We start from the raw sequence: 25,913 nt of genomic DNA, 5'->3' as shown, positions 1-25,913 counted from the left end.
GGGGGGGGGTAGCACCCTGCCGTCTGGTGTGACGTCAAAACCAAAAAAAGTGGAGTTATCCCCATGTCAACTGCTCAGAATTTCGACGAGAGCTATTATCTCGCGAATAACGCGGATGTGGTCCTTGCCATTTCCCAGGGCGCTTTTTCGTCCGGGCTGAATCACTACACGCTTCACGGCGCTAAGGACGAGCTGCGCAACCCGAACGCAACCTTCAATGCTGCCTACTACGCTGCACAGAACTCCGATGTTCTTGCCGCGGTTTCCAGCGGTGCGTTTGCGAGTGTGTTCGCACACTACCAGGCCTTCGGTGAGACCGAAAACCGCGCGCCGTCCTCCTCGTATGCTGGCTTCACCGCATCGGCTTATCTGGATGCGAACGCCGACGTGAAGGCTGCTGTGGAGGCTGGCACAATCAAGTCTGCTCTTGAGCACTACATCGCGTTTGGTGCTTCTGAAACCCGCAGCGGATCGGGAATCACGGCGTCTGCTAACCCCGGAAGCACTTTCACGCTCACTACTGGTACGGATTCTCTGACTGGTACGTCTGGTGACGACACATTTAGTGCTGGTGAGGGGGCGGCGGCAGCGGCGACGTTAACCGCAGGCGATTCGATCGATGGTGGCGCCGGTAACGATACTATCAACTTCATCGAAACCGATGCAATCACGACGTTGCCGACGGGGCTAACGCTCACTTCAGTCGAAAACATGAACGTCACCGGCGGTGCCGCGATTACACTTAATACGTCTGGTCAGTCTAGCCTGACTGCGGTTAAGACGACTAACTCAGGCGCGGCTCAGACTATTACGGGTGGCTCCACGCAAAACATGACGGTGGTTCAGTCGTCAGCTGCTGCGAACAATCTTACCGTCAATGGCGGTTTAGACGTTTCCGTGACCAACACGGGTGTGACGGGGTCTTCGGATATTGCGGTGGGAGCGACCACTGCTGCTGCTGGGACTGTTACGGTGTCGACGACGGGCACTTACTCGAATGCTGGCGGTGCAAGTGCTGATGACTTCACGACTGGTACCGTCGCTGTAACCGGTGGAACAACTATTTCGACCACACAGTCGGCAGGGATTACCGCTGCTCAAAGCACTGCAGCGTTGAAGCTCGCTACTAACGATACGATTACACTTGGTGCAGTAACTATCACCGGCAATGCGAATACGACGACAGTCTCGGTTACTCAGGACGCTGCACAGGGTCTTACCCAGGGCGCCGATACGGACGCCGATGGCCGAATCGGAATTGTTGGTGGTGCGGTTACTGTAAACGACGTCAATAGAGCATCGACCACCGACGCCGGTACAATTGCGACCGTAACCATTAACAGTGCTGCTTCAGCGGCTATTGACTCCGGTGCGCTTACGACCTTGAACCTTCAGGGCGGTATCGCAGGAGCGGTAAATGCCGGCACTTTGGGTGCTCTCACGACCGCTACAAATACAACGCTTGCGGTTAACCTCACGGGCTTCACGGGTGGTGGTACCACCACGATCGATACCCATGTCACAACCTTGAACCTGTCGGGCAACACCACAGCATCTTCCGCTGCGACGTTTACGGCCAATGGCGTGAAAACGTTGAACGCCTCCGGCGATGCAAAGGTTACTTTGACCGCGCACAACATGACGGCGCTGGAGACAGTGACTGTCACGAATACCGGCGGCCTCGATATGGACGGCACGGTGCTCGGAACCGGCGTCACATTTACCGGTGGTTCGGGTGCTGATGCGGTTTCGCTTGGCGCTACAACCAAGACCATCAATATGGGGGCTGGTGACGATACGGTCGTTTATGGAGGCGCTGTCGGCACAGGTGGTTCTGTTGCAGGTGGAGACGGCAATGACAGCATCAGCATGACTTTCGCTGAAGCAGATGCGGCGGATGCGAGCAACACGTTCAACTCAAAGTTCACGAGCTTCGAGACCCTAGTTCTCGAAGACGCAGTGACCGGCGCGTTGGATATGGATGGTTTGCAAGACGCCACGACAGTGATTGCTAACGCCGGATTCAATGGCGGCTCCCTCACGAACCTTAATAGTGGTAGCACTGTTAACCTCCTTGATGATGTTGCTAACATGACATTTGCGGTCGATGGAGCTCTCGTCGGGGCGTCAGATAGCTTGACTGTCGGTATTTACGATCAAACCGCTTGGGGAACCACGCGGACAATGACGATCGCTAACACCGAAAGCGTGACTATTAACGCCGGTGACCGGGCAACATACGACAGCTCGTCTAAGGGAAGTGCCGCCGTCATTCATAAGGTTACGCTGGTGGCAACCGGAGCGACATCTCTTACGGTAAGTGGTAACAACGGTCTTGAGTTGACCAATACTGGCAACGCAAAGATTACAACGTTCGACGCGTCCGGTATTGTTGGAAACAGCACCGCAGCGGTTGCAGGTACAGCTAAGACAACTGATACCGCAGCTAATCTCGCAGTTACCTATACATCAGTGAACAGCACCGCAGATGCTTCAGTGACTATTACTGGTGGTGCGGGTGATGACACGCTGACTGGTTCTGCGGCCGCCCTTAACCTTGATACAATCAGTGGCGGTGCAGGTAACGACACCATCCAGGGTGGCTCAGGGGCTGATACGCTTGACGGTGGTGCGGGCACGGCCGACGTCTTGACATATGCCGACGTAACAGCAGCGACTTCGCATAGCCTTACCAACATCTCGGGTATGGCGATTAACCTGTCCGCTTCCGAAGTTTCGGCGGCTACAATCTCTACGGCAATGGGCGGTACCGTCGTGATCGGTGGCGGCGCTGGCGTTGCAGGTAGCGCATTGGCTGCTGGAAGTGCAGGTTACCTCGCTACTACTGCCGCCAACAGCACGACCACGATGGTTCGGGACACGGTCTCTAACTTTGAGCAAGTGATTGGTTCGACGCTGGCGGACTATATCGTTGGCAGTAACAACGGCGACACCATCACTGGTGGCGACGGCGTTGACAACATCGTCCTAGGTACAGGTACCGACGAACTGAAGCTCGGTGCAAACGTCGCCGCTCAGGACAACGATGTCGTGGCCAACTTCAGCACAACTGACCGGATCACGCTTGATAAGTCGGACTACTCCTTGAATGGAACGGCCACAGCCGATGCCGCTAATACGGCTATTGCGGCTGGTACTTTCTATGAAGGAGCAGCCGGTGTAGCTGTAGCTGCTACGGCTTATGATGTAATGGTCCTTACCGGTGCTAGCTATGCGGACGTTGGCGCGGCAGAAGATGCTGTGGCAGCACGCATGACCTCTGCTACTGACGGTTTTGTTATCTTCCACGATACCGGGACTAACAACGCAGTCATGTACTTTGATGCAGACCTCGCTGCGGACGGGAACTTGACTGCAACCGCAGCAGTTATGACGTTTACAGGTGTTGCCGATACGACGGCGTTGGCTAGCCTGTTCTCTACTGCGAACTTTGAACTGGTTGCTTAATCAGACATCTTTCGATTACGCGACGAATTGCGGCCAGCCCTTCGGGGCTGGCCGTTACTTTGTTGAACAGATTTTTCGGTTCGCATCTAACCATCCGTCACTGGAAGATCGCGTGCGCCACAAGCAAACTAAAGGAACAACTATGAGCGACGAGCAGAAAATCACGATCGACGGCAAGGATTACACGTTGAGCGAGATGTCACAGGAAGCACGGGAGCAGCTGCAAAATGTCCAGGTGACTGACCAGGAAATTCAACGCCGTCAGATGCAGATTGCTATCGCCCAGACGGCGCGGGCAAACTATGCGCAGGCGCTGAAGAATGCATTGGAAGGAACCGGTGACGTTGCTTCCGAGCTCTAGATCTAATCCTAACTAGTACCACTCATAGAATCAGGCTTCCGTTATCTCACCCAACCGTTAAAGTAAGGTTGTATTTGTTTTCCGACATTATGATGAGAGGCAGATATGTGGACTGAGGGATATGTTTCTGGCATCGACTATACACACGGCTACTATCCCGAACTGTCGCCCGTCCGCCTTCAGCTTTCCGCCTTAACTGCTGGTTATGATGTTTTTCAGTCTACGCCTGGCTCGGTCAATTACCTAGAATTGGGGTTTGGTCAGGGCCTGTCGGTCAACATTCATGCGGCGGCGACGGCGGGGAAATTCTGGGCGACCGATTTCAATCCGTCGCACGCGGCAAATGCGCAAAGTATGGCGGCGGCCAGCGGGGGGGAGCTGACGGCCCTCGACAATTCGTTCGCAGAACTGGCGGCGCGCGCCGATCTTCCCGCGTTCGACATCATCGCCCTGCATGGTATCTGGTCGTGGGTATCCGACGAAAATCGTGCAAATATAGCAGATATCGCAAAGCGCCAGCTCAAGCCGGGCGGGTTGTTTTACATCAGCTACAATGTCACCCCCGGCTGGTCGCCTGCCATGCCGCTCCGCCATCTCCTGACGCAGCATGCCGAACGTTCGGGGCAGGGAGCGATCGCCGATCGGATCAACAACTCGCTCGATTTCGCACAACAGGTCGTCGATGCGGGAGCAGCCTACTTCAAGGCAAACCCAGCTGTCGTCGAAAGGCTGGGGAAGATTAAAGACCAGAACCGCAATTATCTCGCCCATGAGTATTTTAATGCGGATTGGCACCCCATGCCGTTCAGCCAGACGGCGACGCTGCTGGAAGCCGCGAAACTCTCCTTCGCAACGTCCGCGGATTTGCTCGACCAGGTCGATGCGATCAATCTGAGCGCCGACGCGCAGAAGATACTCGGCGAAATCCCGGATCCGATGCTGCGGGAAACCGTGCGGGACTATTTCGTCAACCAGCAATTCCGCCGCGATATCTTCATCAAGGGCGCGCGCCGCTTGCCGCCGCTCGAACGCATGCGGCGGCTTCAAGCAAAGGCGTTTGCGCTGTTGCTTGGGCCCGAGGATCGCCCGGAAAAAGTCACCGGCTCTCTCGGCGAGGCCGCTCTCCAGGAGGCAGTCTACAAACCGGTATTCGACGCGCTCGCCTCGGACGGTCAATCTCCCAAAACGATCGCTCAGCTCCACGCTCTGTGCGAGGGGGTGGATTTTAACCAGATTACTCAGGCCCTTCAGGTCCTGGCGGGCTCTGGAGCGGTTGCTCCGGCGCAGGACAAACCGGCGATCCAGAGCGCCCGAAAAACCACGAAACTTCTGAACAGCGAGCTGTGCCGGCGCGCGGAGGCCTCGACCGATGTCAATCATCTGGCCTCGCCCGTGACCGGAGCTGGGGTTCAAGTCAACCGGTTCGAGCAATTGTTCCTCCGTGCCACCGAGCTCAAGGAAAAGGATGCGCCCGGTTATGTCTGGCGTGTCCTGAGCGCGCAAGGCGAAAGCATCCTGAAGGACGGGAAGGCCCTGGAAGGTGAGGAGGAAAATCTGGCCGAGCTGCGGGCTCAGCACGATCTGTTCGAGCGCAAGAGGCTGCCGGTTCTGAAATCTCTCGGGATCGCCTGACGGGCCAGCCAGTCAGGACGGTTGACCAATTTAGTTGACAGGCCGCTGTTCCGAGGCGACGAGTTCGGAATTGTTCAGCCAGGGATATAGAGTGTCCAGCCCCCATCCGGCTTCTCTCGCCTTGTCGTTCAACAGGGCCAGGACTTTATGCGCGTTTGTCCTATCAAGATTGAATGCGGCCACGGGCGTTACTGTAGCGTCATCGCCGCTGGACGCGTGCAGCCGCAGACCTGAAAACCCGATGACGAGATGGTTCTCATTCATCTGTAGGGTGACTTCGGTCACGAGATAAGCGGCCTCTAAAGAAAATGCGATTGGGGCGGGCTGTTGTTGCCCTGTGGGGGCGGATTCGCTTGCAGTATTGTTGGAGAACAGCGCGCCAATATGCTCCATCTGTAGAATTTCATCCTGGTGCTCCTGCTGCGCTTTGGCGGCCGGGCTCGTTTGCTTGAGGAGGTTGCCGTAATGGTCCATCAAAACAACAAGCATACGCCGGGTTAGAAGCATGGCTCTAACGCCGTCTGCCGCTGTATGCGCCACCATGACCAATCGATCTTCGGTCAGATTGATTCCCAGGTCCAATTTAGATGCGGACGGAAATGTGACGGATGTCTGCTCTGTCGGCATAAATTTTGTTCCCTGTCGTGGCTTACTCTGATCGGGACATTGTCACCCGTTCCAAGGACACGCCGTCAGCGGGTTTGAATTCCAGAGTGCTTGTTTCAAGATATGAGGCGGATGGCTGCTAAAAGTTAAAATTCAACTCGTCACTCTGTGGCATCTGGAAAATCTCATTCCCGAGATTCTTGAGCTTGGCTTCGTTGACGGCGTGAGCCTCGTAAAGCTTCCCGATGAGCGGCAGATGGGTCATTGAAATCAACTGCATGTATGCCATGGACAGGGCACCGGAACGGCGAACGTCGAGAAAGGCTTCGTCAGGAAGCTCGTTCAGGCGGTTTTCATTGATGCGAAACAGACCCTCGACTTTATTCTCGCCAGTCTCGGTTTTGAGATTGATTGGCCATGGTTCGATCAGATCGTGTTTTTCGAGGCTTGCGCACATGGTGTCTGTTCGTTGCCTGTCGGCTTCAACCTGCTGCAGGAAATCCAGGACCTGTTTGATGGAAGCGGATGGATTGCCCTCGCTATCGAAAAAGGCCTCACCTTCAGCGCCATCAACAAGAAGCCCGCTACTCTCATCAAAGCACAGGATTTTCTCGTCGTTTTCGGTGTTGGCGAGGGCAAATGGATAGGCACGGAACGCAGCCGGTATATACCCGCCGATCCATTTCCCTTCTTTGGTGACGAAGAGATTGCGGTTCTCCTCGAAACTCAGGACGGCGGCGGGCCGAAACTGATCCTCGACCCGCGTGAACGCCACAGGCAGATGCATGATCGCTTTCGGCAGTTCGGACGAAACCAGAACAGCAAGCGTCTGCTGCGCAGCAAATTCATATGATGAGTAACGCGCCCAGCCCTTGTTTTCGTGAGCGGTTCTGGTCAAGGCAATCAAAGACATTGGAAGCAATCCTATTCGCAAGCGCTAAGGTCAAGAGGCTTATACCCCAAGACTGGGTTTTATCTAGTCAATTGCCCTGACTACTGCCATGGAAAAATCGATTTCGGACTTTCTGGCGTCTCGATCAAAATTACCCGGATGAAAACTATTTTAAGTGGTGTAATGACGAAAACTTTCTAAGTGGCAGGCAGTCAGTGACCGAACAGACAGTAACCAGTGATCAAGCCATCGCCATGGCTCAGCAAGCGCTGAATCAAAATCGGCCGGCCGAGGCCGAGGTCCTGATGCGGAAGCTGACCGCAGCCACCCCGCGTGAGGCTACGCTGCCGCGCTATCTGTTGGGCCTTTCCCTGTTGGCGCTTCAAAGACCCGCTGAAGCGATAGAGATTTTACAGGAAGTCCTGGAAGTGGAGCCAGCGGCGGGTCAGGTTCGCTCCGCGGTCGCAAAGGCGCTGGAGGATACAGGCGATGTCCGCGCCGCCTTTGAGGCATATCATTCAGCCTTGATCGCGAACCCATCGGAGCTTCGAGCCCGTTGGGTCGGCGGCCGACTACTGCCGAGGGTCTACCAGGACGAGACGGAGGTTTCGCTTTGGCGCCATCGCTTCTCAGCAGCTCTGCATAGCCTGACCGGGGCGCCTCTGGAAACTCCGGAGCAGGCAGAAGCAGCTCTTGCCGGGGTCCTGTTGATGACCAACTTCGAGCTGGCCTATCAAAGCGAGGATGACAGGCCGCTGCAGGAAGCCTGGGGAAAGTTTGTTCACGCTGCAGTGGCGAAGAGGTTTCCGGATCTTGCGTCCCCCTGTCCCCCGCCGGCTCCGGTAGAAGGCCGACGTCTCAAGATAGGTCTGGTGTCGGAGCATTTCTATTCTCACACAATCATGCTTCTTTTTGGCCATTGGGCGCTTCAGGCGGACACCTCGGGTGTCGAGATTCACAGTTACATGGTTGGCGGGACACGCGATGCCTCCTCAGAGGTCATGGCTCAACAGTCCATCTTTCGAGACCTTCGAGCTGCATCGATCGAGGACGCGGCGCGTATAATCAGAAAAGATGAACTGGATTGTTTGGTCTTTCCCGATCTTGGCATGGGCAAGAGCAGCTTCGTGCTTGCGGCTTTTCGGCTGGCGCCGTTGCAGATGGTTTCATGGGGGCATCCGGTGACAACTGGCCTGCCGACCATCGACGTGTTCCTGACCTCGGATGCCATGGAGCCAGAGGGTGGTGAGGCTTTTTATTCGGAGAGGCTGGTCCGGTTGCCTAGGCTTGGCATCTATTATCATCCGACCCCCGTAACCTCCGGCAACCGCGCGGCATTCGGCTTGCCTGACGAGGCAATAGTCTATCTCTGTTGCCAGGCGCAGCAGAAATATCTGCCTCAGCACGATTACCTGTTCCCTGCCATCGCCGCAGAAGTACCTGATTCCCGCTTCGTGTTTATTGAGCATCGCCAGTTTACGAAAGTGAACCAAGCATTTCGCCAGCGGATTGAGGCGGCTTTCAGGGCGGACAGCTTGGACCCCGACAAGCATTTAGTTTTTCTCCCATGGCAGGATTGGCAAGATTTCCTTCGGCTTTGCAGTGTCTCGGACGTCTTCCTTGATTCAATTGGCTGGTCCGGTGGCAACACGACACTGGAGGCTCTGGCCCAAGGTCTACCACCCGTCACCCTGCCGGGACGGTTTATGAGAAGCCGCCACACAATGGCGATGCTTAAATTGATGGAGATTGATGATCTGATTGCCGTCGACGAGGCTGATTATGTTCGCATTGCCGTGCGCATGGGGGCCAACGTGGAGCTGCGCACCGCTCTGCGGGAGCGTGTGCTTGAGCGCCGAGACTGCCTCTATAAGGATATTGGGGCGGTAAGAGCTTTCGAAGAGATGATCAGGCGAGAAGTGTCGGCGATTGCGCGCGCTGAATAAGAGCCACGATCAAACAAACCTCCATCATATCATGACTTCCAAGCGCTTAACCGGGATCGGAACGTCCTGACTTTGTCGCTTGAGGGATGCCACTCTTCGTCATTTATTTGCGGGAATTGCTTGTTGGAAACAAGGTTTCCAACAACGGCTGGACGGTCGCTTCCAGGGCGAAGGTCTCCTGGAACGCGGTCTGGGCCGCTTTCCCCAGGGTGCGAGCGGTGTCCGGATCTTCCAGAAGGTCGCCGATGGCACGCGCCAGTTGGCGGACCTGGCGGGGGGGCACCAAACGGCCCGTGCGCCCATCAATGATCGCTTCCCGGCAGCCGTCGGCATCGGTTGAAACGATGGGAAGGCCATGGGCCATGGCGTTCAGGAGAGCGAGCGGCAGACATTCCATGATGGAGGTCTGAACATAAACCTCCGCTTCCCGGTAGTGGGCTTCCAGAAGGTGCGGTTCCACGGTGCCCACGAGGCGCACGGCGCCCCGCAGGTCGTCCTCATGTGCGCGGCGTAAGAGGTCCCGGCTAAAGGTGTTCCAGGAGGGCGGGTGGCATCCCACGATCCGGAGCTCCACATCGGAGGGAATCCATCCCTCTCGGCGGCCCAAGGCGAAGGCCTCGAGCAATCCCCAGGTTCCCTTGCGGGTGCCCGTGCTTTGTACGGACAGAACCACCCGTTTGGGCTTCTTGACAGGAGCGTCGGAGGCCATCAGAGCGCGGGGCATGCCACTCCAATAGCGCACATGTCCATCGAAACCAGTCTTGGCCCAAACCGAGCGTGTGGCGTCCGAGCCAAAAAGGAGAGTGACCGTTCCACTGTCCACGAGGGACTGGAAGCGACTATAGAGGCGGGGGGTGCGGATAAAAATCCGAGGGTCATAAGTTTCGTGAATGTACCAGAAGGCTGGATCGTCGCGGCGCTTCTCGAGGAGGTCCAAGGCGATTGGCCAGGACGCGAAGGAGTTGATCAAGATAGGACCCCGTGTCCTCCGGGCAGCGAGGCGCCAGCGTCGCAGACGGTTGGCCACGCCTTCGAACAACCAGGCGCCCCTTGCGAGGACCCGGCGGAGAAGCGTCGGAATGCGTCCATCATGGCTCATACGCCTTGAGAAACGTCCTACACGGCCCAGAAAAAGGGTGAACGGCCCCTCAGTCGCGACCTTGCACCCAATGTCGGCGAATTCCTTGACGAGTGGCCCTCCCTGGAGACTGAGAACATCACACGTCACCCCTTCCCGGCGCAGGGCTTTGGCCACATCGCGGAGAAGAACCGGGGCTCCGCTGTAGCTGAGTTCGTGGCTGACAAGCGTGACCCGGCGACCATCCGGAGAGGGAAAATCGTTGGCTGTCTTGTTTGACGTTTCCGCGGGCTGCGTGGTGTCGGTCGGTTCCTTGACCAACCGGTCCAAGGCCTTGGCGAGGTGGGGGAGAATGGGTGTCGAGGAGAAGACATGGGGCCAGCGGTCTAGGCTTGGAGCGAAGGGATTCCGCGGCGGCTCGATGAGTGTCCGGGTCAGATAGCGATAGACGATCTCTTCGTATTCCAAGCCGATCTTACGGTCGTTTTCGGAGATCGTATTCGCTCCATGAAAGCGATAAAGGTAGAGCGCTTCACGGACGATAATTGGTTCTTCTACCAGACAAACGCGCAGCAGGAAGTCCACGTCGTGGGCATACCGGAAGTCCTCGAAGACTCCGACGTCTTCCAAAAGGCTTCGGTGGAACAGGAAATTCCCCGTGGAGATACCGATGTTGTACTGGAGGAGAAGGGAAGAAATGGACGGGGAAGCGTCCAGTTCCTGCAGGATGACATCGGCGTACCAATGGCGCCAGGGGTGTTCCACGCCCAAGGGGGTTCCATCGTCTCCAATCGGTTCCACGTAGCTGAAAGCCATCCTGGCTTCCTGCGCCTGTGCCTCGCTCAAGCACCGCTCCAAGCGGTTTGGTAGGTAGGCGTCATCGGAGTTGAGGATACTCAGGTAATCCCCGGTGGCCTGGGCCAGACCCTCGTTGATGGTGACGTGGGCCCCTTTGTTGGGGCGGGATTCGAAATGGACGGTTATTCCCTCTGGAAGGGGAGTCCTATCCAAGCGTTCTCGAACGGTCGCTGCACTCGCGTCTTTGGAACCATCATCAATGATGATGAACTCGATCGGTCGATGGGTCTGAGCGAAAACGGACTCCATGGCCGCAACCACATAGCGTTCATGGTTGTAGACCGGCATGATGACCGATACGAGAGGACTGTTGGGCATGGGTCTCACGTCCAGGGTTGGGGGCAAGCGCGACGCCTCCGCGGATTAATCAAAAGAGAGGGTCGAGAAAACGGATCGGTTCGCGCGCAGATCACTCAGCATGCGGGCACAGCCCTCCTCGAAGGACAGGCGCGGAGACCAACCTAGAAGTGATTGGGCCCGGCTAATGTCGAGAACACTGGCTGGTACATCGAAAAGGCGGCCGGGAAGGTAGCGGACCTGAGGGTCTAGGCCGAGAGGCGCGCGCAGGGTTTCGATGATTTCGGTAAGGGATATTCCAGTTCCGCTGCCCAGATTTAAAATGGGAAGCTCTTTCGCTTTTTCGAGGGGGGCTTTGGTTAAGCTTATCAAGCCTTCGGTCAGATCCGCCACGTGGATGTAGTCGCGGACGACGGACCCGTCTCCCCAGATGGTGATTTCCTCGCCATCTAAAGCCTTGAAAAGGAATGTGCTAACCGCGCCTTGTTGTTTGCGTCGGGCATCCTGTCCAGCGCCAAAGGGATTGGATATGCGCGCGACCCGGCAATCGAGGCCGTGGTTGTCGCGGTAGAATCCCAGATACATTTCGACCGAGGCCTTGGAGACGCCATAGGCTGTGATCGGCGCCAGGGGGAAATTCTCTTCGGCTGGAACCTGCTTCAGGCGACCATAGACAGTTCCGCCGGAGCTGGAAAAAACCACCTGTCCGCCACCGCGGCGACGGAGGGCTTCCAGAAGTTCAACGGTGGTCCGAAGATTGCCATCCAGATCAGCGAGTGGGTTGTCATTGGCCGTTTGGGGGATCGTGGACCAAGCGTAGTGGTGAATCACCGGGTGATCGCCGATCAAAGCGTCCCAGTCGACGCATCCTGGTTCCACGGGTGTGTAGGCGACGGACATATCGGCCAATTCCGCAGGAGGCGGAGCGATATCCGCGATGGTCACTGTCTCATCGCGCAGGGCCAAGCCGAGGGCGACGTGACGCCCGATAAAGCCGCTTCCACCAAGGATTAGATGTTTACTCATGGGGCTGGGCTTTCGGGGTTAGCGATTGACGCCGCGCAGATGCGTGGTGGCGAAGGAGAGGCCCGCTTGTTCCGCGGCGATGGGGATAAGGCGCTCTAAGGCATGTAGAACTGTGCCGTCCACCGGTGCCGGTTCCTCGGGATAGTCCGTCCAGTCGAGCCCCAAGGAGAACAAGGGAACTAGAGCTTCGCGTCGGGCCCAGAACATGGTGCCATTTGGCCAATCCGGGAAACGGGGGAGAGGGGTGTCGCGTCCAATGCGTTGGGACAGGTCACGCGCGATGTCCAGGTTCAGATCCCAGCCACACAGATTTGGATCTTCCGGGAAAACCAGACCAAGCGTTGGATCGGACAGTAACGCGGATACCGCAGCGCTGGCCGCGCGAGTTTGTCCGCCAATCAGGTTTTCCCATAGGAAATCCCTCCACACCTCGCCGTCTCCAAGGTGAGTGCTCTTCTTCCCATGGACGTGGCCAAGGATCTGATATTCCTGGTCCACGAGATCGGCCAGGCCCGTGAGAAAGGCGCCAATATCCCGGCCGCGATTCGGGACGACCATGACTTGGTCGCGGGAATTGGCTCGTGGTTCCAGCAGGTGACGCAGGGCAATGCGCCGGTCCTCGTCCGTCGTGGTCAGGACGAGATCGCAAACAAGACCGTCCGCGGTTAGGCGCTCCAGGAAATCCTCGACCAGATCAACATAATGGAAATGACCATGCAGTAGGACCTTGGCATCCGCCGGGACCACGGAATCCGCCGTTGTCAGGTCAATCACGGGGTGTAACCAGGGGCCCGTGGGACGGCCCGCTTCTAACCATAGGGCCAAGGGATCCCGATCTCCATCCAGGGCGCCAACGGCTTCGGCGTAGGCTAAGGGGTTGAACCCAGGGAAGGGGCGACGCAGCCCCACATGGTTTTCGTTTCCGGAATCCGCTCCAACCAACCGGTTGCGAAGGAGATAGGCCTTCAAAGCCTCGTCGTCGTTCAAGGTTTCGCCAAGGGGGCTGTGGAACGCGGGGTCGAAGACATCTGCAGCCGAGATAACGGTCAGGTCGTGATCCATGGCCTTGATGGCATCGTGGGTTTCTTGGCCCATGCAATCCAGTGTCTCGACATAGCGGGCCATGTCGAACCGCGTCGAGGCCACGCGTCGTGCCGCTTGGGACAGGGCGTCCCGTTGGTTGGTGTCGGCATGGAGGTCGATGACGACGCGGGCCATGGCGGCCGTATCCAGATAGGGAACGACCAGCGCGCGGGTATCGTCATCGGCCGACAGAACCTCGGCGATCCCGCTGGCACGGTCAAAGCAGACGACTGGCACGCCGAGGCTCAAGGCCTCGATGCTCGTGTTGGGCATGGGGTCCAGGCGGGAGGTGAGAACCACCAGATCCGCCATCGCGTGTACCTTGGAAAGGTCGTCTACCTCCCCGGCGAGGACGAAGCGATCACCCAGACCTTCCCGATTGATTTGATCGGTAAGATAAGTGGAGAATTCCATGCCATCATCGGGCGAATAGCCATCGCCAACCCAGGCAAAACGGATACGAGCATCCGGTTGCGCTCGCGTGACCTGGCTGGCCATGGTCAGGAACAGGTCCACACCCTTGCGGAGTTGGACGCGTCCCAACCCCACGACAAGGAAGTCCGTCTCGCATCCCTGGGGGCGGAGGCGAGAGAGGGTTTTGTCATCGGCGGACACGGATTGCGTGATCCGGGATGGCGGGAGGGGGAGGCCCTGAGGGAGGATCTCATGGTGGCGCTGCGCGAGATAGGGGTGGTCGGTGAGAAAAGAGTCAGCGACAACCTGTGCCGGGAAGACCAATCGATGAGCCCAAACCAGGATGTCATGGGCCTGATCACGGGGGCGGACATTGGCGGAAAATTCATGGATCAGCGCGATAACACCGACCCCGGATAAGGCGAGGGGTGCGATGATATCGCGGGTTTCCGCACTGTTGGCGATGGCATAGGACGGCCGCAGGGTTTCGGCGAGCCGGTGACCGACGGCGCTCATATCCTCGCGGGTCAGAGCCGCGTCGGGAGGTAAGTCGATGACGGGAATACCGAGATCCTCCAAGGAAAGGCGCAAGGGGCCTCCTTTTTTGAGGAGAACCACCACATCTCGATGCTCATGGAGGCGCTGGATGATATCCCATCCCAGGATAGGCGCACCCGTACGGGAGGCTTCGTGCAAAACCACCAGCACGCGCTCGTTCCGGGGCGCATCCAAGTCGGGAATGACCATCCTTTGCGCGGGAGACAGGCCTTCCCGACCCTCGTTCTGTCCGAAGAAGGCGTAATGGCGCAAGAGACCCATGCCGTTGGCACGAATGTCGGGGTAGCGGCGGGCATAGTAAGCGGGTTCGAACCGAGCGGAAGGTTGGATTCCCTGCGCCTCTCCAACGTCTAGGTAATGCTCCAGGGGATCCCGTCCCTCGTTTCGGGCCTCTTGGGAAAGAGCGTAGAAGTCCTCGTCGAATAGACCACTTTCGCGCAAGGGATCCAGGGGACGGGGAGCCGGAGCCTCTTCCGGAGGGGAGACGGGCGGTGGTGGTGGAGGGCGGAGCCGGGACAGGACGCGATCTTTGATGAACGCCTCATGGCGCGGTCGATCCAGTCGCAAGTAGCCACAGCTTCCTTCCTCGTGGACGCGCGTGAGAAGGCGTTTGAGCACATGCCTGTCTCGCAAGGCTTCGGGGTTGTCGGTATTGTAAAGGCGACGGGCGATCGTCGCCAAGACAGGCAGCTCGACGGTCAGCCCCTCTCGACAATGAAGGGTTAAATTCTCCCAATTTGCGGCCGGCTGACGAAGAGCATCCCGTTCTCGCCTCAAGGCTAGGCGATCTTTTTCGATTTCCCCCACGTCGGCGCGCATTGCGTCCCACTTCAGGCTGACGTTTCCTAGGTCTTGAGTTACTTTTTCCAGGCGCAATTCCGTGATCGGCCCCTCGCCTAGGCGCGTGAAATAGGTCCGAATGCTGTCACGTTCGGGGCCCTCTCCGGCGGCGAACAGAGCCTCTAGGTCTGGGTTTTCGATGGGTTGGGTCCCGACGTAGGCAACACCCAGGCCATTGCTGTGCTCGAATTCGAAGGAAGGGTAACGGGCGGAGACCTCTTCCCAGAACTTCCACACACCGAAGTCTCCGGTGCGCACAGCGGTGTCGTGGAACAATACGATTCCACGATCGCTCATTTTATCGCGCCAGGTTTCGAAATCCTCGCGGACGGCGTCATAGGTGTGCAGTCCGTCAATATGCAAAAGATCGACAGACCCGTCCGCAACATGGTCTCGCCCGTCCTCGAAGCTCATGCGGAGCAGGGATGAAGACCGTCCATAGAGAGGATCATGGTGCGTCCGCAGATCGGCCAGGACATCCTCGCCATAGAACCCGGCCTGTGGGTCTCCCAGCCAATGGTCAATGCCGAAAGATTGGGTCTCCAAGCCTAAATGGGCGACGGCCTGATTGAAGGCACAATAGGAGTTTCCCGTATGAACGCCCAGTTCGACGAGCAATCGGGGCTTATGTGCGCCAATTATCCAGAAGGCGAAAGGGATATGCCCAACCCAGGAATCCGGTTGCACCAAGCGGAGGGGAACCAGGGTCTCCATGCCAGCCTTGCGCCAAGCGGGTGTGGTCTCGGTCGGCTGGAAACTGGCTTTTGTCATTACAATGCTCGTGCAATGGAATAATGGGTGGTTCTTCCCGTCCTCCCTCCGTCCCTTTCGGCGGTTGCGGAGGGCCCTCTCGCGAGCAGTCTTATGCACGTGAGAAAACGGGTCGTTCTTTTAACGATAGAAGTATCACCCAGGCAAGGTTGATGCCGTCTTGCCGGGGAGAGCTCCCCTTATTCAGCCGTGGTGGAAAGGCGCTCCAAGGCAACCTCGAACATGGGGATCCCGACCAGACCAGCGGAGGAATGGGAGGTATGGGATTTGAACATCAGGGCGTCATGGAGCCAGTGATGTTGAATGTGCTCCGTCTGACTGCCATTTGCCACGGCCACGGCCACAGTATAGGTACCCGGAGGCAGGTAGGGCATAGGGAAACGGAAGCGTGCTTCCAGAACTTGGCCGGGTTTCGCTGCCCCATCCAATCGTTTTTCGTTCAGAAAGGTGTTGTCGCCAAACAGGGTCTGTCCGAGGCGGTCCTTGACGAAAAAGCCAATGATCGGGGAGTCCAGCTCTTCCACGATGGCGATCCGCGCCCGCAACCAGACCGGCTCTCCGCCTACGATCCAGGAATAGGGGCGCGCTTCCTCGTCGGTCAGACGCACATCCTCGATCCGGGCGCCGCCCGCGCCAAAGTCGCCACCGCTGGGGTCGAATTCGAAGACCTCGAGATCGTTGCGCAGGGTGGAGCCGTTGATCCAGTCACGGCGTGCATCGACCCAATCCTCAGGGGCGACGCGTGCCCTTGGGGCTGTGGCGGGCGCCGCTGGGGGCAAGGTCGTGGCGGTCTCCATCGCTTCCGCCGGTGGGGAGAGCTCTTTTTCGGCCCGTTTCTCACCACCTACGTCGCCGAAAAGGTGGCCATAGTATTGTTCACAGACGCTTTTAGCGTCGCCTTCGGCAATAACTTCTCCATGGTTTAGCCAAATGGCCCGGTCACAAAGGGCCGTTACTGCCGCCGTATCGTGGCTAACAAAGAGAATGGTTCCCGTTTTCTGAAACCGGCGCAGAAACCGCATGCATTTTTGGCTGAAAGCCGCGTCTCCGACAGCCAGGGCCTCATCGATGATCAAAATATCGGCGTCGACATGGGCGATCACCGAAAACGCAAGGCGCACGAACATGCCGCTAGAGTAGGTTTTGACGGGAAGATCGATGAACTCGCCGATATCGGCGAAGGCGAGAATATCGTCCATGCGCGCTGTTACGTCCGCCGAACTCAAGCCGAGAAGAGTGGCGTTCATGTAAACGTTTTCACGGCCCGTGAAGTCCGGATTGAAGCCGGCTCCCAGTTCCAGAAGGGCGGCGACCCGTCCGGACAGCTGGATATTGCCGTCCGTTGGATACAAGGTCCCGCAGATCAACTGGAGAAGAGTAGACTTGCCCGACCCATTCTCGCCAATGATCCCTACGGCCTCGCCCTTACGCACGGTAAGGGAGATATCTCGAAGGGCAGCAAACTCTCGGTAATATTTGCGGCCGAATGCTCCCAGGACCAATTGCTTTATTCGCTGCAACGGTCGGTCGTACAGGCGAAAAACCTTGTTTAAATTCTGGACGTCGATGGCAGTGTCCCGAGAATCCCCTGATTGCACGGCTTGGATCTCAGAGGACATCTGCGAACCCCTTACGCATGGCCATGAAGGATCGATACCCCAGGAAAGCGACCAGGAAGGCCACGCCGGTATAAACGGCCAGTCCTCCCCAATCGGGGGAAATGCCAAGGAAGATAACCGCACGAGACTGTTCGATCACGAAGGTCAGAGGGTTGAGGTTGAACAGGGGAAGCAGATCTTCCGGTAACATCGATGCGGGATAGAGAACGGGAGAGAGGAACAATAAAACTGTCACTCCCAAATTCATAAACTGAATGACGTCTCGAAAATAAACCCCCGCGCCCGCGACGAGCCAACAGATCCCAGTGCTCAGGATTACGAACGGAGCCAGAATCAAAGGAAGATAGAGAAGTGTGGGCTGCAGGCTTCCCTTAACAACGACGTAAAAGACTATGAACACCAGCAAGCTGACAAAGAAGTGGAATAAGGCGGACATGACCGTCATGACGGGCAGAAGATCCAGAGGGAAAACCACCCGCTTCACGTAACTGGCATGGCCGATGATGATACCGGCGGATCGTGTGAGAGATTCGGCCAGGAAGCCGTGGTTCATCAGGCCAATGAAGAGCAACAGGGCGAAATCCAAGGTGCTTGTGGTTCCGCCTTCCGTTGCCCGTCCACTCCACCGCGCTTGAAAAATTTCTCCAAAAACGAAGGTATAGATACCCAGCATCATTAAAGGCACGACGAACGACCACAGCAGACCCATAGCGGATCCCCGGTACCGCCCGAGGATATCCCGTTTGATGAGCATATAGGCGAGATCAAACTTGGTCCGCCGCCCAGGAGGCGTGAGGGATGGCGATTCGTTCATTGGAAAGAGCTGTCCATGATCAGAGGCCACCGATCGTTCGATGGGCTTGGATTCGTAACGAGATAACAAGATGGATCACGACGTCAAACGCGGACGGTCGAGGAAACGTCTCTGGCACGCCCCGAAAGGCATGTGCCTAGGAAACAAACTTGGTGTTTTTTTCCAACTGGCCGGCGTGTTCGGCGCCGATGCTTTCGGGCAGATAGCGGGCATGGGCACTAGCCATGACGCCGATGGTAAGCGCGCCCTTGTCTCCCAGGGAGGTCTGGGTCACCTGCGACAAAGCGGGCATGAAGATTTCCTCGTACAGACTGTTAGCCAATTCAGGGCTGGAGGGAATTGTCTCGTTCATACCAAGAGATCCTTGGGGCCGTGTGGAAAGTCCGGAAGCTAACATAATTGTCCCATCGGTGGGAAAGGGGAATGAGAGCCTTCCGTTCGCTACTGCTGATGCCATTTGACCGCCGAGGAAGGCGCGACCGAAAATCGCGATGTTGCCGCCCATGCCTCGGGCAGGTGGTTTCAATTGACGAAACCCTGGCATTCTTAAATTCCGCAAGCCGGATCTCATCGCATATTTTTGATATTAATCGATTTTTTCGGGCCAGACCCTGAAATTCCCGGTTCCCCGGATAGAACTTCACAGTCTGGGGGGGTAAACCCCTACAACCCGAAGAAGGCGTTGCTTTAAGGAAAACCGATGTCGGATTCTAAGCATATTATCGATAATTCACACTCAGTTTTAACGTCCGCATGGGCTGACATTGTCGACGGCTTGAGTGTGTTCCCGCTCTGGGGGCGTCTCGGTTGAGGATGTATTCCATCATTATCATTTTTTCGGAACGAGCCATTTCTTCGATATAGAGCAGTATATCGATATGTACCCGGACCTGCAGGAAGCTATGGCGGAGCCGGGAATGGCGCCATGGATGCATTTCATCCAGTACGGCATTTTTGAAGGGCGTTCGCCGGGGCGCGGGATAACAATCGATGCGTTTGCGTTTGCGAATGACCCGGTCTTTCAGCGTGCTCTTGCCGCCCATGACGGGCTAACTGCTGCGGAACGGATCGAGGAAATAGCGCCGTTCCTGGAAACGTTTAAACCGTCGCAGGAGTGGAAGCCCGCTCGAAACCTGAAGTACCCAGAAAACTTTGTTGCAGCTCAGGATTACCCTCTGATCAATCCCGATGAGGCGCGACGTTTGTATCCGGGCATCGTCTAAGATTTGGGACGCGAGTCTTCTTGCACCTTCTGCCGGTAGCCATCACCTTTCGAGGCCCCCGCCAGGATTGACCGCCAGGAGTTTCAGCAAGTAGCGATCCGGTCAAAATCGGGCGGGCACTGCGGTGCATTCCGGAAACTTCCCCACTCATCTTTTCTACTCAGATTCCCCCGGTCACTTTTTCCGGAATCGTACTTGCATCGAAGATTGGGAGAATGCATGAGCGCGTGCGGTTAGAGTATCAATGGTAATCGGTCCCCTGTGACAACAAGGTGCAGCGTCAATGAAAGTCCTGTTCGTCCATCAGAATATGCCTGGCCAGTTCAAGCATCTGGCGCCGGCGTTGGCAGCGGATGGACATGACGTTGTGTTCCTGACGAAACGAGGGCGGCCGAACCTGCCCGATGTTCGAAAGATCGAATATAAACTACACCGCCAGGCGGGGAAGGCACCGCACCGGTACTTTGACCGTTACGAGGACCAGATCCTGCACGGTCAGGCAGTCGCTAAGGCTTGTGTCAAGATGCAGGCTTCCGGCTTCGAGCCGGACGTGATCTGCGCCCATACAGGATGGGGCGAGGCCATGTTCCTGAAAGACGTGTTCCCGAAGGCCCGGCTGCTGAGTTTCAATGAATTTTTCTACCGCTCGCACGGCACCGATACTGACTTTGTGGACAAAAAGTCGGATATCGACCGTGACTGCCGGACCCGGGTCAGAAACGCCCACATGCTGTTGAGCATGGCGGCGTCGGACTGGGGGTATGTTCCGACCTATTGGCAGTGGTCGACACACCCGAAGGCCTTTCGGGAAAACATGACGGTTGTGCATGACGGTATAGACACGGACGCCTGTGTCAGGGACCCGGATGCCTATATCGACCTCGCCGATGGGCGCCGCCTTACTGCCAAGGATGAAGTGGTGACTTATGTTGCCCGCAACCTTGAGCCCTATCGCGGCTTCGATGTCGTCGCCCGGTCTCTTGAGAAAATTCAGGAAGGCAGGCCGAACGCACACATTCTGATCACCGGAGGCGAGGAGGTCAGTTACGGGAACGGTCCGGGCTATGCCGAAAGCTGGAAAGACGCTCTGATTCCGCATCGCTCGCTCGACACCTCGCGAGTGCATTTTCTCGGACGGCTGCCTTACGAGGAATTCGGCCGGATGCTGTCGATCTCGCGGGCGCATATCTACCTGACCTACCCCTTCGTCCTCTCCTGGTCGATGCTCGAGGCGATGGCGAAGGAATGTCTGGTGGTGGCCAGTGACACGGCGCCCGTCCGCGAGGTTGTCCGGAACGGAAAGAACGGCATTCTGGTCGAGTACGGTGATGCGGACGCGCTCGCGACGGCTGTCGTAGGCGCGCTGGCGAAAGGCAAGAAGCTCAATCGCGTGCGCAAGGCTGCGCGCAAGACCGTGGTCGAGCGCTACGATCTCACGCGTGTCTGCCTCCCGCTGCAAAAAGAAATCGTTGAGAAACTCGGTCGCGGCGAATTACCCAACCCGACCGACAGCATTCCGGCCGATATCGCTAAAGCCATGGGGTGGGATGTGACGCGGACCAATGATCTGACGCTATGGTCAGAGTTGGGGAGGTGAGGCCGACCCTCGTCTCCGCGGTAGAACGCTGTGCGCTCCCGGTCTCCCCCTGGAAGAGCCGGTTTGTTACGAGAGCCTGCGGTACTCTCGATCGGTCGCGCCTCCTCTATGAACGCAATGGTTTTTGTGTTTGATTTTGACTCTTTCCGAAGTCGGAAGGCTCCAAGTGTCGTCAGTACCTGTATGCGCAATTCAGTACCATCCCGACGCCTACAGGGCGGATCGTCCTCGCATCAAGGGGCGGCACTCGGCCGGGGCTGGCTTCTTGACCGGGATGTTCCAGCATGGCCGCGCGGATCAGTTGGTGTCCGTGACAGCGCAGGATGAGCATGCTGCGGAATTCACTGAAATGGCGCGGGAGCGCGATCAGAAAAACAGAGCGGTAAAGCGGCTCGTCTCCATGCGGCAGGCTGAGCCTTCGGTGGAAGCCCTGATGATTGCCGGCCCTTCCTTCGATGCCTTTGTGTGGGAGCGTCGTGCCGGTGACCAGCGCGCATACAGTTTGTGCGGTGTCACCCATACCCTGTCATCGGACCGGATCATTGCCAGCCTGGCTAATTATCTCCTGCTGCCGCTGCAGCCGTGGGATGCCCTTGTCTGCACGTCACAGGTTGCCCGCGATGTTGTGACACGGACGATGCAAAACTACGCCGACTATCTTGGCCGCCGAGGCGGGGCCGGGATTGAGCCGACTTTGAAACTGCCGGTCATTCCACTGGGTGTGGACGGCAGCCGATACGTTAAGGACGAGCCGGCCCGGCAGATGCTGAGGGAGCACATTGGTGCTGCCGAGGAGGATTTGGTCGTCCTTTTCCTTGGCAGGTTCACATTCCACGCCAAGGCGCACCCGGTACCGATGTATCTCGCGGCAGAGCGTGCGGCAAAACGGATGCCGGGCCGCAAGGTCCACCTTGTCATGGTTGGTCAGGCGCCGAATGACCGGATCATGGCGATATACCGCGAGGGAGCAGAGCAGTTCGCGAAGACCGCCGCCGTGCATTTTATCGATGGTCAGGACGACGCCCTCGTTCATGCCTCATGGCAGGGCGCTGACGTGTTCCTCTCTCTCTCGGACAATATTCAGGAAACGTTTGGTCTGACGCCGATTGAGGCGATGGCAGCGGGGCTGCCGGCAGTGGTCAGCGATTGGGATGGCTACAAGGATACCATTATCGACGGCGAAACCGGTTTCCGGGTCCCGACAACTACGCCTGCGGCAGGGGACGGTTTCGAGCAGGCCTTCCGCTACCAGACTGGTCAGGATAATTATGATCGCTTTATCGGCCGGGCCAGCATGATGACGTCCTGTGATCTCGATGCAGCGGCGGATGCTCTGGTGCGATTGGCGGAAGACCCGGAATTGCGGGCCAGAATGGGAGATGCCGGGCGCGCCCGTGCCCGGACGCATTATGACTGGTCTGTCATCATCCGGTCCTACGAGGATCTCTGGCTGGAGCTCAGGGACATTCGTGCAGAAGCCCCGGAAGTCGCGCCGCGCCAGAGTAACGAAACAGCCAGCCCGTTCTATCCGGACCCGTTCGATATTTTCGCTCCGCATCCGAGTTTTGTCCTCGGGCCCGACACCATTGTCACCGTTGACGGCGACGCGCCGGAAGCAGATTTTCAGACAATCCTCGCTTATGAATTTTGTACTTTTTCGCAAGAACTTATGCTTCCGAGAAAGCAGACGGCTGCGTTGCTCCGGCGCTTGTCGGAACGCGGGCTTGTCACTGTCGGAGAGATTGAGCAATGGATTGACGGCCGCGGATCGCCGGCACTGCATCGCACATTGCCTTGGCTGGCGAAGTTCGGCCTTATCAAGTTGAGTGAACAATGAAACAAATCGACCTTCCTGCGCGTTCGAAACTCTTCCGAGGCGCCAAAGCCGCTCTCAAACACATTGCCGACGGCAAGCTTGACGATGCGCAGAAGGCGATTGCGGATATGCGCGAGGAGGCCGGGCAGGCCGCCATATTGATGGGCGTGGAAGCCAAGGCGGCATGGGCGCAGAAGGACAAAAAGGCTGCGCGTCAATACCTTGAAAAGGGACTGAAAATATCTGCCGCGGATGATCTGGTCTTCAACCGGATCGCTGTCGATCTGGGGCGTCAGATCGGCGATGACGCGTTGCTTGAAGCTGTGTTGCGGGTTGCGCTCAAGAACACGCCAAGCGATGCGGTAATTCGCTACGCTGCAGCAGGCTTTTGCTATCGTAAGGGTGTGACGCAAGCGGCGCGGGAGCATTACGAAGCGGCTGTAAACCTGAAGCCCAGATTCGTGCCTGCGATGCGTGATCTGGGCATTCTTTACTACGAGACCGGTGATAAGGACCGTGCACTCCGCGTTCTGCGTCGGGCGCGGGAGTTTGATCCGAAGTTTCGGGATACTCTCCTGGGGCTGGGTAATGCCCGGTACCGTGCCAAGAATTACGGTGGGGCGGCGGCTATTTATGAGTCGGTCAGCCACCTTGAGCCGGATTATTCCCCGGCCTATTCAAATTTAGGATCTGCCTACCGCCACAGTTTGCAGTTCGAGAAAGGCGCGCTGGCGCTGAAGCGGGCGCTGCTGACCGAGCCGGAGAATGCGGGCGGCTACTACAATCTCGGCAACTTGGAGAAAGAGGCGGCAAACCTGAAGCCGTCGATCCAGGCTTTCCGCCGCGCTGTGATGTGCCGACCGGAGGAAGCGACATTCCATTGGAACCTGTCACTCGCCTTGTTGGCTGACGGGCAACTCGGCGAAGGGTTCGATGAATATGAATGGCGCTGGGAAACGAAGTCATTCCCGACCAAGAAGCGCGATGTAGCGCAGCCGGAATGGGACGGCGGGCCACTCGAAGGTCGCACGCTGTTGGTTGTGGCTGAGCAAGGCATTGGCGATGCCCTTCAGTTTCTCCGATTTGTGCCGGAGGCTGTCGAGCGGGCGCAGGCGGGCGCCAAGAAAGGCCGTGTTCTTCTGGAAGTGCATGAAGAGGTCCTGGATGTTTATGCCGACTACAAGGACATGGTTGAGCTGGTCCCGCGGCGGCCAGGCCAGGAGCCGGACTTCGATTGCCATATCGCACAATTGTCTCTGCCGAAGCTGCTGGGCGTAAAGACGACCGACGATCTGCCGAAAGCGCCCTACATCAATTCGATCTCTCCGGACCGCTTTCCTGTTCCGGACCTTGATCCGGCCAAACTGAATGTAGGTGTGGTCTGGGGCGGCAACCCGGCCTTTCCGGGGGATGATATCCGGTCTTCGAAGGTCGAGTATTACGCACCGCTTTTCGGACTGGATGGCGTGCAGTGCTACAGCCTGCAGAAGGGGCCGCGCGAAGCCGATCTTGCCGACGCTCCGCCCTCGCTGATCCCGTTGAGCCGGGACATTAAATCATTCGCCGATACGGTCTCCATCGTCCGCCAACTCGACGTGACCGTGACCACCTGCACGTCGGTTGCCCATCTCGTCGGCGGCATGGGCTGCCCGGTCTTTGTGCTGTTGTCCCACAATCCGGACTGGCGCTGGCTGCAGCATCGCGACGACAGCCCCTGGTATCCGTCCGCGCGCCTGTTCCGGCAAACCAAACCGGGTGACTGGCCTGGCGTCATTGAAAAGATCGGCGCCGCGCTTGGCGAAATGCAAAAAACGAAGACCTCCTGATGAAGAAGGTCCTGTTTGCATGGGAGCTGGGTGACGGGCTTGGCCATGTCAGCCGATTGCTGCCGATTGCGAACATCCTGAGAGACAATGGCGTCGAGTGTGCCTTTGTCGTCCGCAATCTGATCGTCACGCATTCTATGATCGCGCGTGAAGGATACAGAGTCTTCCAGGCCCCGTTCGTGACGCCATATGCGCCGCCGGAAGTCCGCCAGAAGGTGATCGCGTCCATCGGGGACGTTCTGGCGACTGTCGGTTATGTCGAGCCGGATAAACTGGCTGCCCTGACCGATGGCTGGGCCGCGATTATCGACAGCTTCGATCCGGACCTTGTGATTGCCGATTATTCGCCGACGGCGGGCCTCGCCGCTTTTGGCGAGCGGCCGGTGGTCCCGATCGGGGACTGGTTCACGCTGCCGCCGGGAAACTGGTCGGAGTTCCGCACGTTCAAGGATGCCCCAAACCGGGTCGATCCTGAACGGCTTCTGGAAACCGTACAGGAAGTTCAGCGCCGCCGCGGCAAGGCGCTGCCTGATCGGGTTCCGGCGCTGATGCATGGTGCGCGTAATTTTGTCGTTACGATTCCGGAGCTCGATCCTTATCGCAGCTTCCGGGAAAATACAGAATCATCCCCGTTGCGACCGCTTTCCGCTCCGACAACCCAGGAGCCGGTGCAGGATTATTTCGCTTACCTCTCTGACGGATATGCAGGAACGCAGAAGGTTCTAGAGGTTCTTGCGAACTCAAGCTGGACCGGCGATCTCTACTTGCGTGATGCGAATAATGAAGCCCGTGGCAAATGGCGGGAGCGTGGCCTGACAGTCCATGACGCGCCGCAGCCGATTGAACAAGCGGTGGCGAATGCTAGGGTTGTTATCCATCACGGCGGCATTGGCACGCTGGAGCAGGTGCTGGCGATTGGCCGGCCGCAATGCATCGTGCCGCGCCATTTCGAGCAACAGAAGAACGGCGAATATCTCGGCAAACTGGGCTTGGCGACCGTGATGAAAAGCGGCAACAAGTTTCAACCCGAGCATGTTGCCCAGGCGTTTGCGGCCACCCTCACTCAGGAGCGGTTTGCTGAGAATGCACGGAGTGCAGCACTGGACCTTGAACGTCGCGGGCCGTTCAATCTGCTTGCCCGGATCGCGGATTATGTCCTGTCGGTCCTAAACGCCCGCTGAAGACAAA

General features: G+C 57.6%; 17 protein-coding genes. 9 read left to right on the top strand and 8 right to left on the bottom strand.

Features of this window, described 5'->3' with window-relative positions; genetic code table 11:
* Positions 1-63: 63 nt before the first annotated feature.
* The 3 genes from IG629_RS10765 to IG629_RS10755 all read left to right on the top strand — a co-directional run bounded on the left by IG629_RS10765 (position 64) and on the right by IG629_RS10755 (position 5,461).
* A complete protein-coding gene (locus tag IG629_RS10765; protein WP_193171947.1) occupies positions 64-3,468 on the top strand; it encodes a beta strand repeat-containing protein in 3,405 nt (1,134 codons plus the stop codon).
* Positions 3,469-3,610: 142 nt separating this feature from the next.
* Complete coding sequence (locus IG629_RS10760) at positions 3,611-3,829, top strand: DUF6447 family protein (protein ID WP_193171946.1); 219 nt, start codon at positions 3,611-3,613, stop codon at positions 3,827-3,829.
* Between the two features lie 105 nt (positions 3,830-3,934).
* Positions 3,935-5,461, top strand: coding sequence for a class I SAM-dependent methyltransferase (locus tag IG629_RS10755; protein WP_193171945.1), 1,527 nt, complete (start codon positions 3,935-3,937; stop codon positions 5,459-5,461).
* Positions 5,462-5,491: 30 nt separating this feature from the next.
* Here IG629_RS10755 and IG629_RS10750 read toward each other — a convergent pair whose 3' ends face one another.
* A complete protein-coding gene (locus tag IG629_RS10750; RefSeq protein ID WP_193171944.1) occupies positions 5,492-6,088 on the bottom strand; it encodes a hypothetical protein in 597 nt (198 codons plus the stop codon).
* 118 nt (positions 6,089-6,206) lie between these two features.
* On the bottom strand, positions 6,207-6,980 hold the full coding sequence (locus IG629_RS10745; protein WP_193171943.1) for a SapC family protein: 774 nt from the start codon (positions 6,978-6,980) through the stop codon (positions 6,207-6,209).
* Positions 6,981-7,174: 194 nt separating this feature from the next.
* Between IG629_RS10745 and IG629_RS10740 the strand changes: the two genes are divergently transcribed.
* On the top strand, positions 7,175-8,905 hold the full coding sequence (locus IG629_RS10740) for an O-linked N-acetylglucosamine transferase, SPINDLY family protein (protein ID WP_193171942.1): 1,731 nt from the start codon (positions 7,175-7,177) through the stop codon (positions 8,903-8,905).
* 103 nt (positions 8,906-9,008) lie between these two features.
* Here IG629_RS10740 and IG629_RS10735 read toward each other — a convergent pair whose 3' ends face one another.
* The 6 genes from IG629_RS10735 to IG629_RS10710 form a co-directional block, all read right to left on the bottom strand.
* Positions 9,009-11,159, bottom strand: a complete 2,151-nt coding sequence (locus tag IG629_RS10735) for a glycosyltransferase (RefSeq protein ID WP_193171941.1) — start codon at positions 11,157-11,159, stop codon at positions 9,009-9,011.
* A 45-nt stretch (positions 11,160-11,204) separates the two neighbouring features.
* Positions 11,205-12,164, bottom strand: coding sequence for an NAD-dependent epimerase/dehydratase family protein (locus tag IG629_RS10730; protein WP_193171940.1), 960 nt, complete (start codon positions 12,162-12,164; stop codon positions 11,205-11,207).
* Between the two features lie 18 nt (positions 12,165-12,182).
* Positions 12,183-15,830: a rhamnan synthesis F family protein gene (locus IG629_RS10725; RefSeq protein WP_193171939.1), complete on the bottom strand. Its 3,648-nt coding sequence runs from the start codon at positions 15,828-15,830 to the stop codon at positions 12,183-12,185.
* A gap of 179 nt (positions 15,831-16,009) precedes the next feature.
* Positions 16,010-17,449, bottom strand: a complete 1,440-nt coding sequence (locus IG629_RS10720) for an ABC transporter ATP-binding protein (protein WP_193171938.1) — start codon at positions 17,447-17,449, stop codon at positions 16,010-16,012.
* Positions 17,439-18,263, bottom strand: coding sequence for an ABC transporter permease (locus tag IG629_RS10715; protein WP_226886611.1), 825 nt, complete (start codon positions 18,261-18,263; stop codon positions 17,439-17,441). The genes IG629_RS10720 and IG629_RS10715 overlap by 11 nt, the downstream gene beginning before the upstream one ends.
* A 136-nt stretch (positions 18,264-18,399) precedes the next feature.
* Positions 18,400-18,615 (bottom strand): hypothetical protein, encoded by a 216-nt coding sequence (locus IG629_RS10710; protein ID WP_193171937.1) that lies wholly within the window; start codon positions 18,613-18,615, stop codon positions 18,400-18,402.
* 526 nt (positions 18,616-19,141) lie between these two features.
* On the opposite strand from IG629_RS10710, the gene IG629_RS10705 reads away from it, so the two are divergent.
* The 5 genes from IG629_RS10705 to IG629_RS10685 all read left to right on the top strand — a co-directional run bounded on the left by IG629_RS10705 (position 19,142) and on the right by IG629_RS10685 (position 25,906).
* Positions 19,142-19,486 carry a hypothetical protein gene (locus IG629_RS10705; RefSeq protein WP_193171936.1) on the top strand — a complete coding sequence of 115 codons (345 nt, stop codon included), beginning with the start codon at positions 19,142-19,144 and terminating at the stop codon, positions 19,484-19,486.
* 283 nt (positions 19,487-19,769) lie between these two features.
* Positions 19,770-21,083, top strand: a complete 1,314-nt coding sequence (locus tag IG629_RS10700; protein WP_193171935.1) for a glycosyltransferase family 4 protein — start codon at positions 19,770-19,772, stop codon at positions 21,081-21,083.
* Positions 21,084-21,357: 274 nt separating this feature from the next.
* The gene (locus IG629_RS10695) at positions 21,358-22,920 is read left to right on the top strand and encodes a glycosyltransferase family 4 protein (protein WP_226886614.1); all 1,563 of its coding nucleotides are present in this window, start codon (positions 21,358-21,360) and stop codon (positions 22,918-22,920) included.
* Entirely contained in the window at positions 22,917-24,725 is a 1,809-nt protein-coding gene (locus IG629_RS10690; RefSeq protein ID WP_193171933.1) for a tetratricopeptide repeat protein, read from the top strand. The genes IG629_RS10695 and IG629_RS10690 overlap by 4 nt, the downstream gene beginning before the upstream one ends.
* Positions 24,725-25,906: a glycosyltransferase gene (locus IG629_RS10685; RefSeq protein WP_193171932.1), complete on the top strand. Its 1,182-nt coding sequence runs from the start codon at positions 24,725-24,727 to the stop codon at positions 25,904-25,906. The genes IG629_RS10690 and IG629_RS10685 overlap by 1 nt, the downstream gene beginning before the upstream one ends.
* The last annotated feature ends 7 nt before the right edge of the window (positions 25,907-25,913 follow it).

The sequence above is a fragment of the Nisaea nitritireducens genome, from assembly GCF_014904795.1.
GTDB lineage: Bacteria > Pseudomonadota > Alphaproteobacteria > Thalassobaculales > Thalassobaculaceae > Nisaea > Nisaea nitritireducens.
The sequence above is the reverse complement of the archived record's forward strand: the minus strand, read 5'-3'. Positions and strand labels throughout refer to the sequence as shown.

What these genes read in the sequence shown, in the direction of transcription:
- IG629_RS10755 (WP_193171945.1), top strand. Translation starts at nt 3,935, where the DNA reads ATGTGGACTGAGGGATATGTTTCTGGCATCGACTATACACACGGCTAC.
- IG629_RS10760 (WP_193171946.1), top strand. Translation starts at nt 3,611, where the DNA reads ATGAGCGACGAGCAGAAAATCACGATCGACGGCAAGGATTACACGTTG.
- IG629_RS10720 (WP_193171938.1), bottom strand. Translation starts at nt 17,449, where the DNA reads ATGTCCTCTGAGATCCAAGCCGTGCAATCAGGGGATTCTCGGGACACT.
- IG629_RS10700 (WP_193171935.1), top strand. Translation starts at nt 19,770, where the DNA reads ATGAAAGTCCTGTTCGTCCATCAGAATATGCCTGGCCAGTTCAAGCAT.
- IG629_RS10715 (WP_226886611.1), bottom strand. Translation starts at nt 18,263, where the DNA reads ATGAACGAATCGCCATCCCTCACGCCTCCTGGGCGGCGGACCAAGTTT.
- IG629_RS10765 (WP_193171947.1), top strand. Translation starts at nt 64, where the DNA reads ATGTCAACTGCTCAGAATTTCGACGAGAGCTATTATCTCGCGAATAAC.
- IG629_RS10730 (WP_193171940.1), bottom strand. Translation starts at nt 12,164, where the DNA reads ATGAGTAAACATCTAATCCTTGGTGGAAGCGGCTTTATCGGGCGTCAC.
- IG629_RS10725 (WP_193171939.1), bottom strand. Translation starts at nt 15,830, where the DNA reads ATGACAAAAGCCAGTTTCCAGCCGACCGAGACCACACCCGCTTGGCGC.
- IG629_RS10745 (WP_193171943.1), bottom strand. Translation starts at nt 6,980, where the DNA reads ATGTCTTTGATTGCCTTGACCAGAACCGCTCACGAAAACAAGGGCTGG.
- IG629_RS10735 (WP_193171941.1), bottom strand. Translation starts at nt 11,159, where the DNA reads ATGCCCAACAGTCCTCTCGTATCGGTCATCATGCCGGTCTACAACCAT.
- IG629_RS10710 (WP_193171937.1), bottom strand. Translation starts at nt 18,615, where the DNA reads ATGAACGAGACAATTCCCTCCAGCCCTGAATTGGCTAACAGTCTGTAC.
- IG629_RS10695 (WP_226886614.1), top strand. Translation starts at nt 21,358, where the DNA reads ATGTTCCAGCATGGCCGCGCGGATCAGTTGGTGTCCGTGACAGCGCAG.
- IG629_RS10750 (WP_193171944.1), bottom strand. Translation starts at nt 6,088, where the DNA reads ATGCCGACAGAGCAGACATCCGTCACATTTCCGTCCGCATCTAAATTG.
- IG629_RS10690 (WP_193171933.1), top strand. Translation starts at nt 22,917, where the DNA reads ATGAAACAAATCGACCTTCCTGCGCGTTCGAAACTCTTCCGAGGCGCC.
- IG629_RS10685 (WP_193171932.1), top strand. Translation starts at nt 24,725, where the DNA reads ATGAAGAAGGTCCTGTTTGCATGGGAGCTGGGTGACGGGCTTGGCCAT.
- IG629_RS10705 (WP_193171936.1), top strand. Translation starts at nt 19,142, where the DNA reads ATGTACCCGGACCTGCAGGAAGCTATGGCGGAGCCGGGAATGGCGCCA.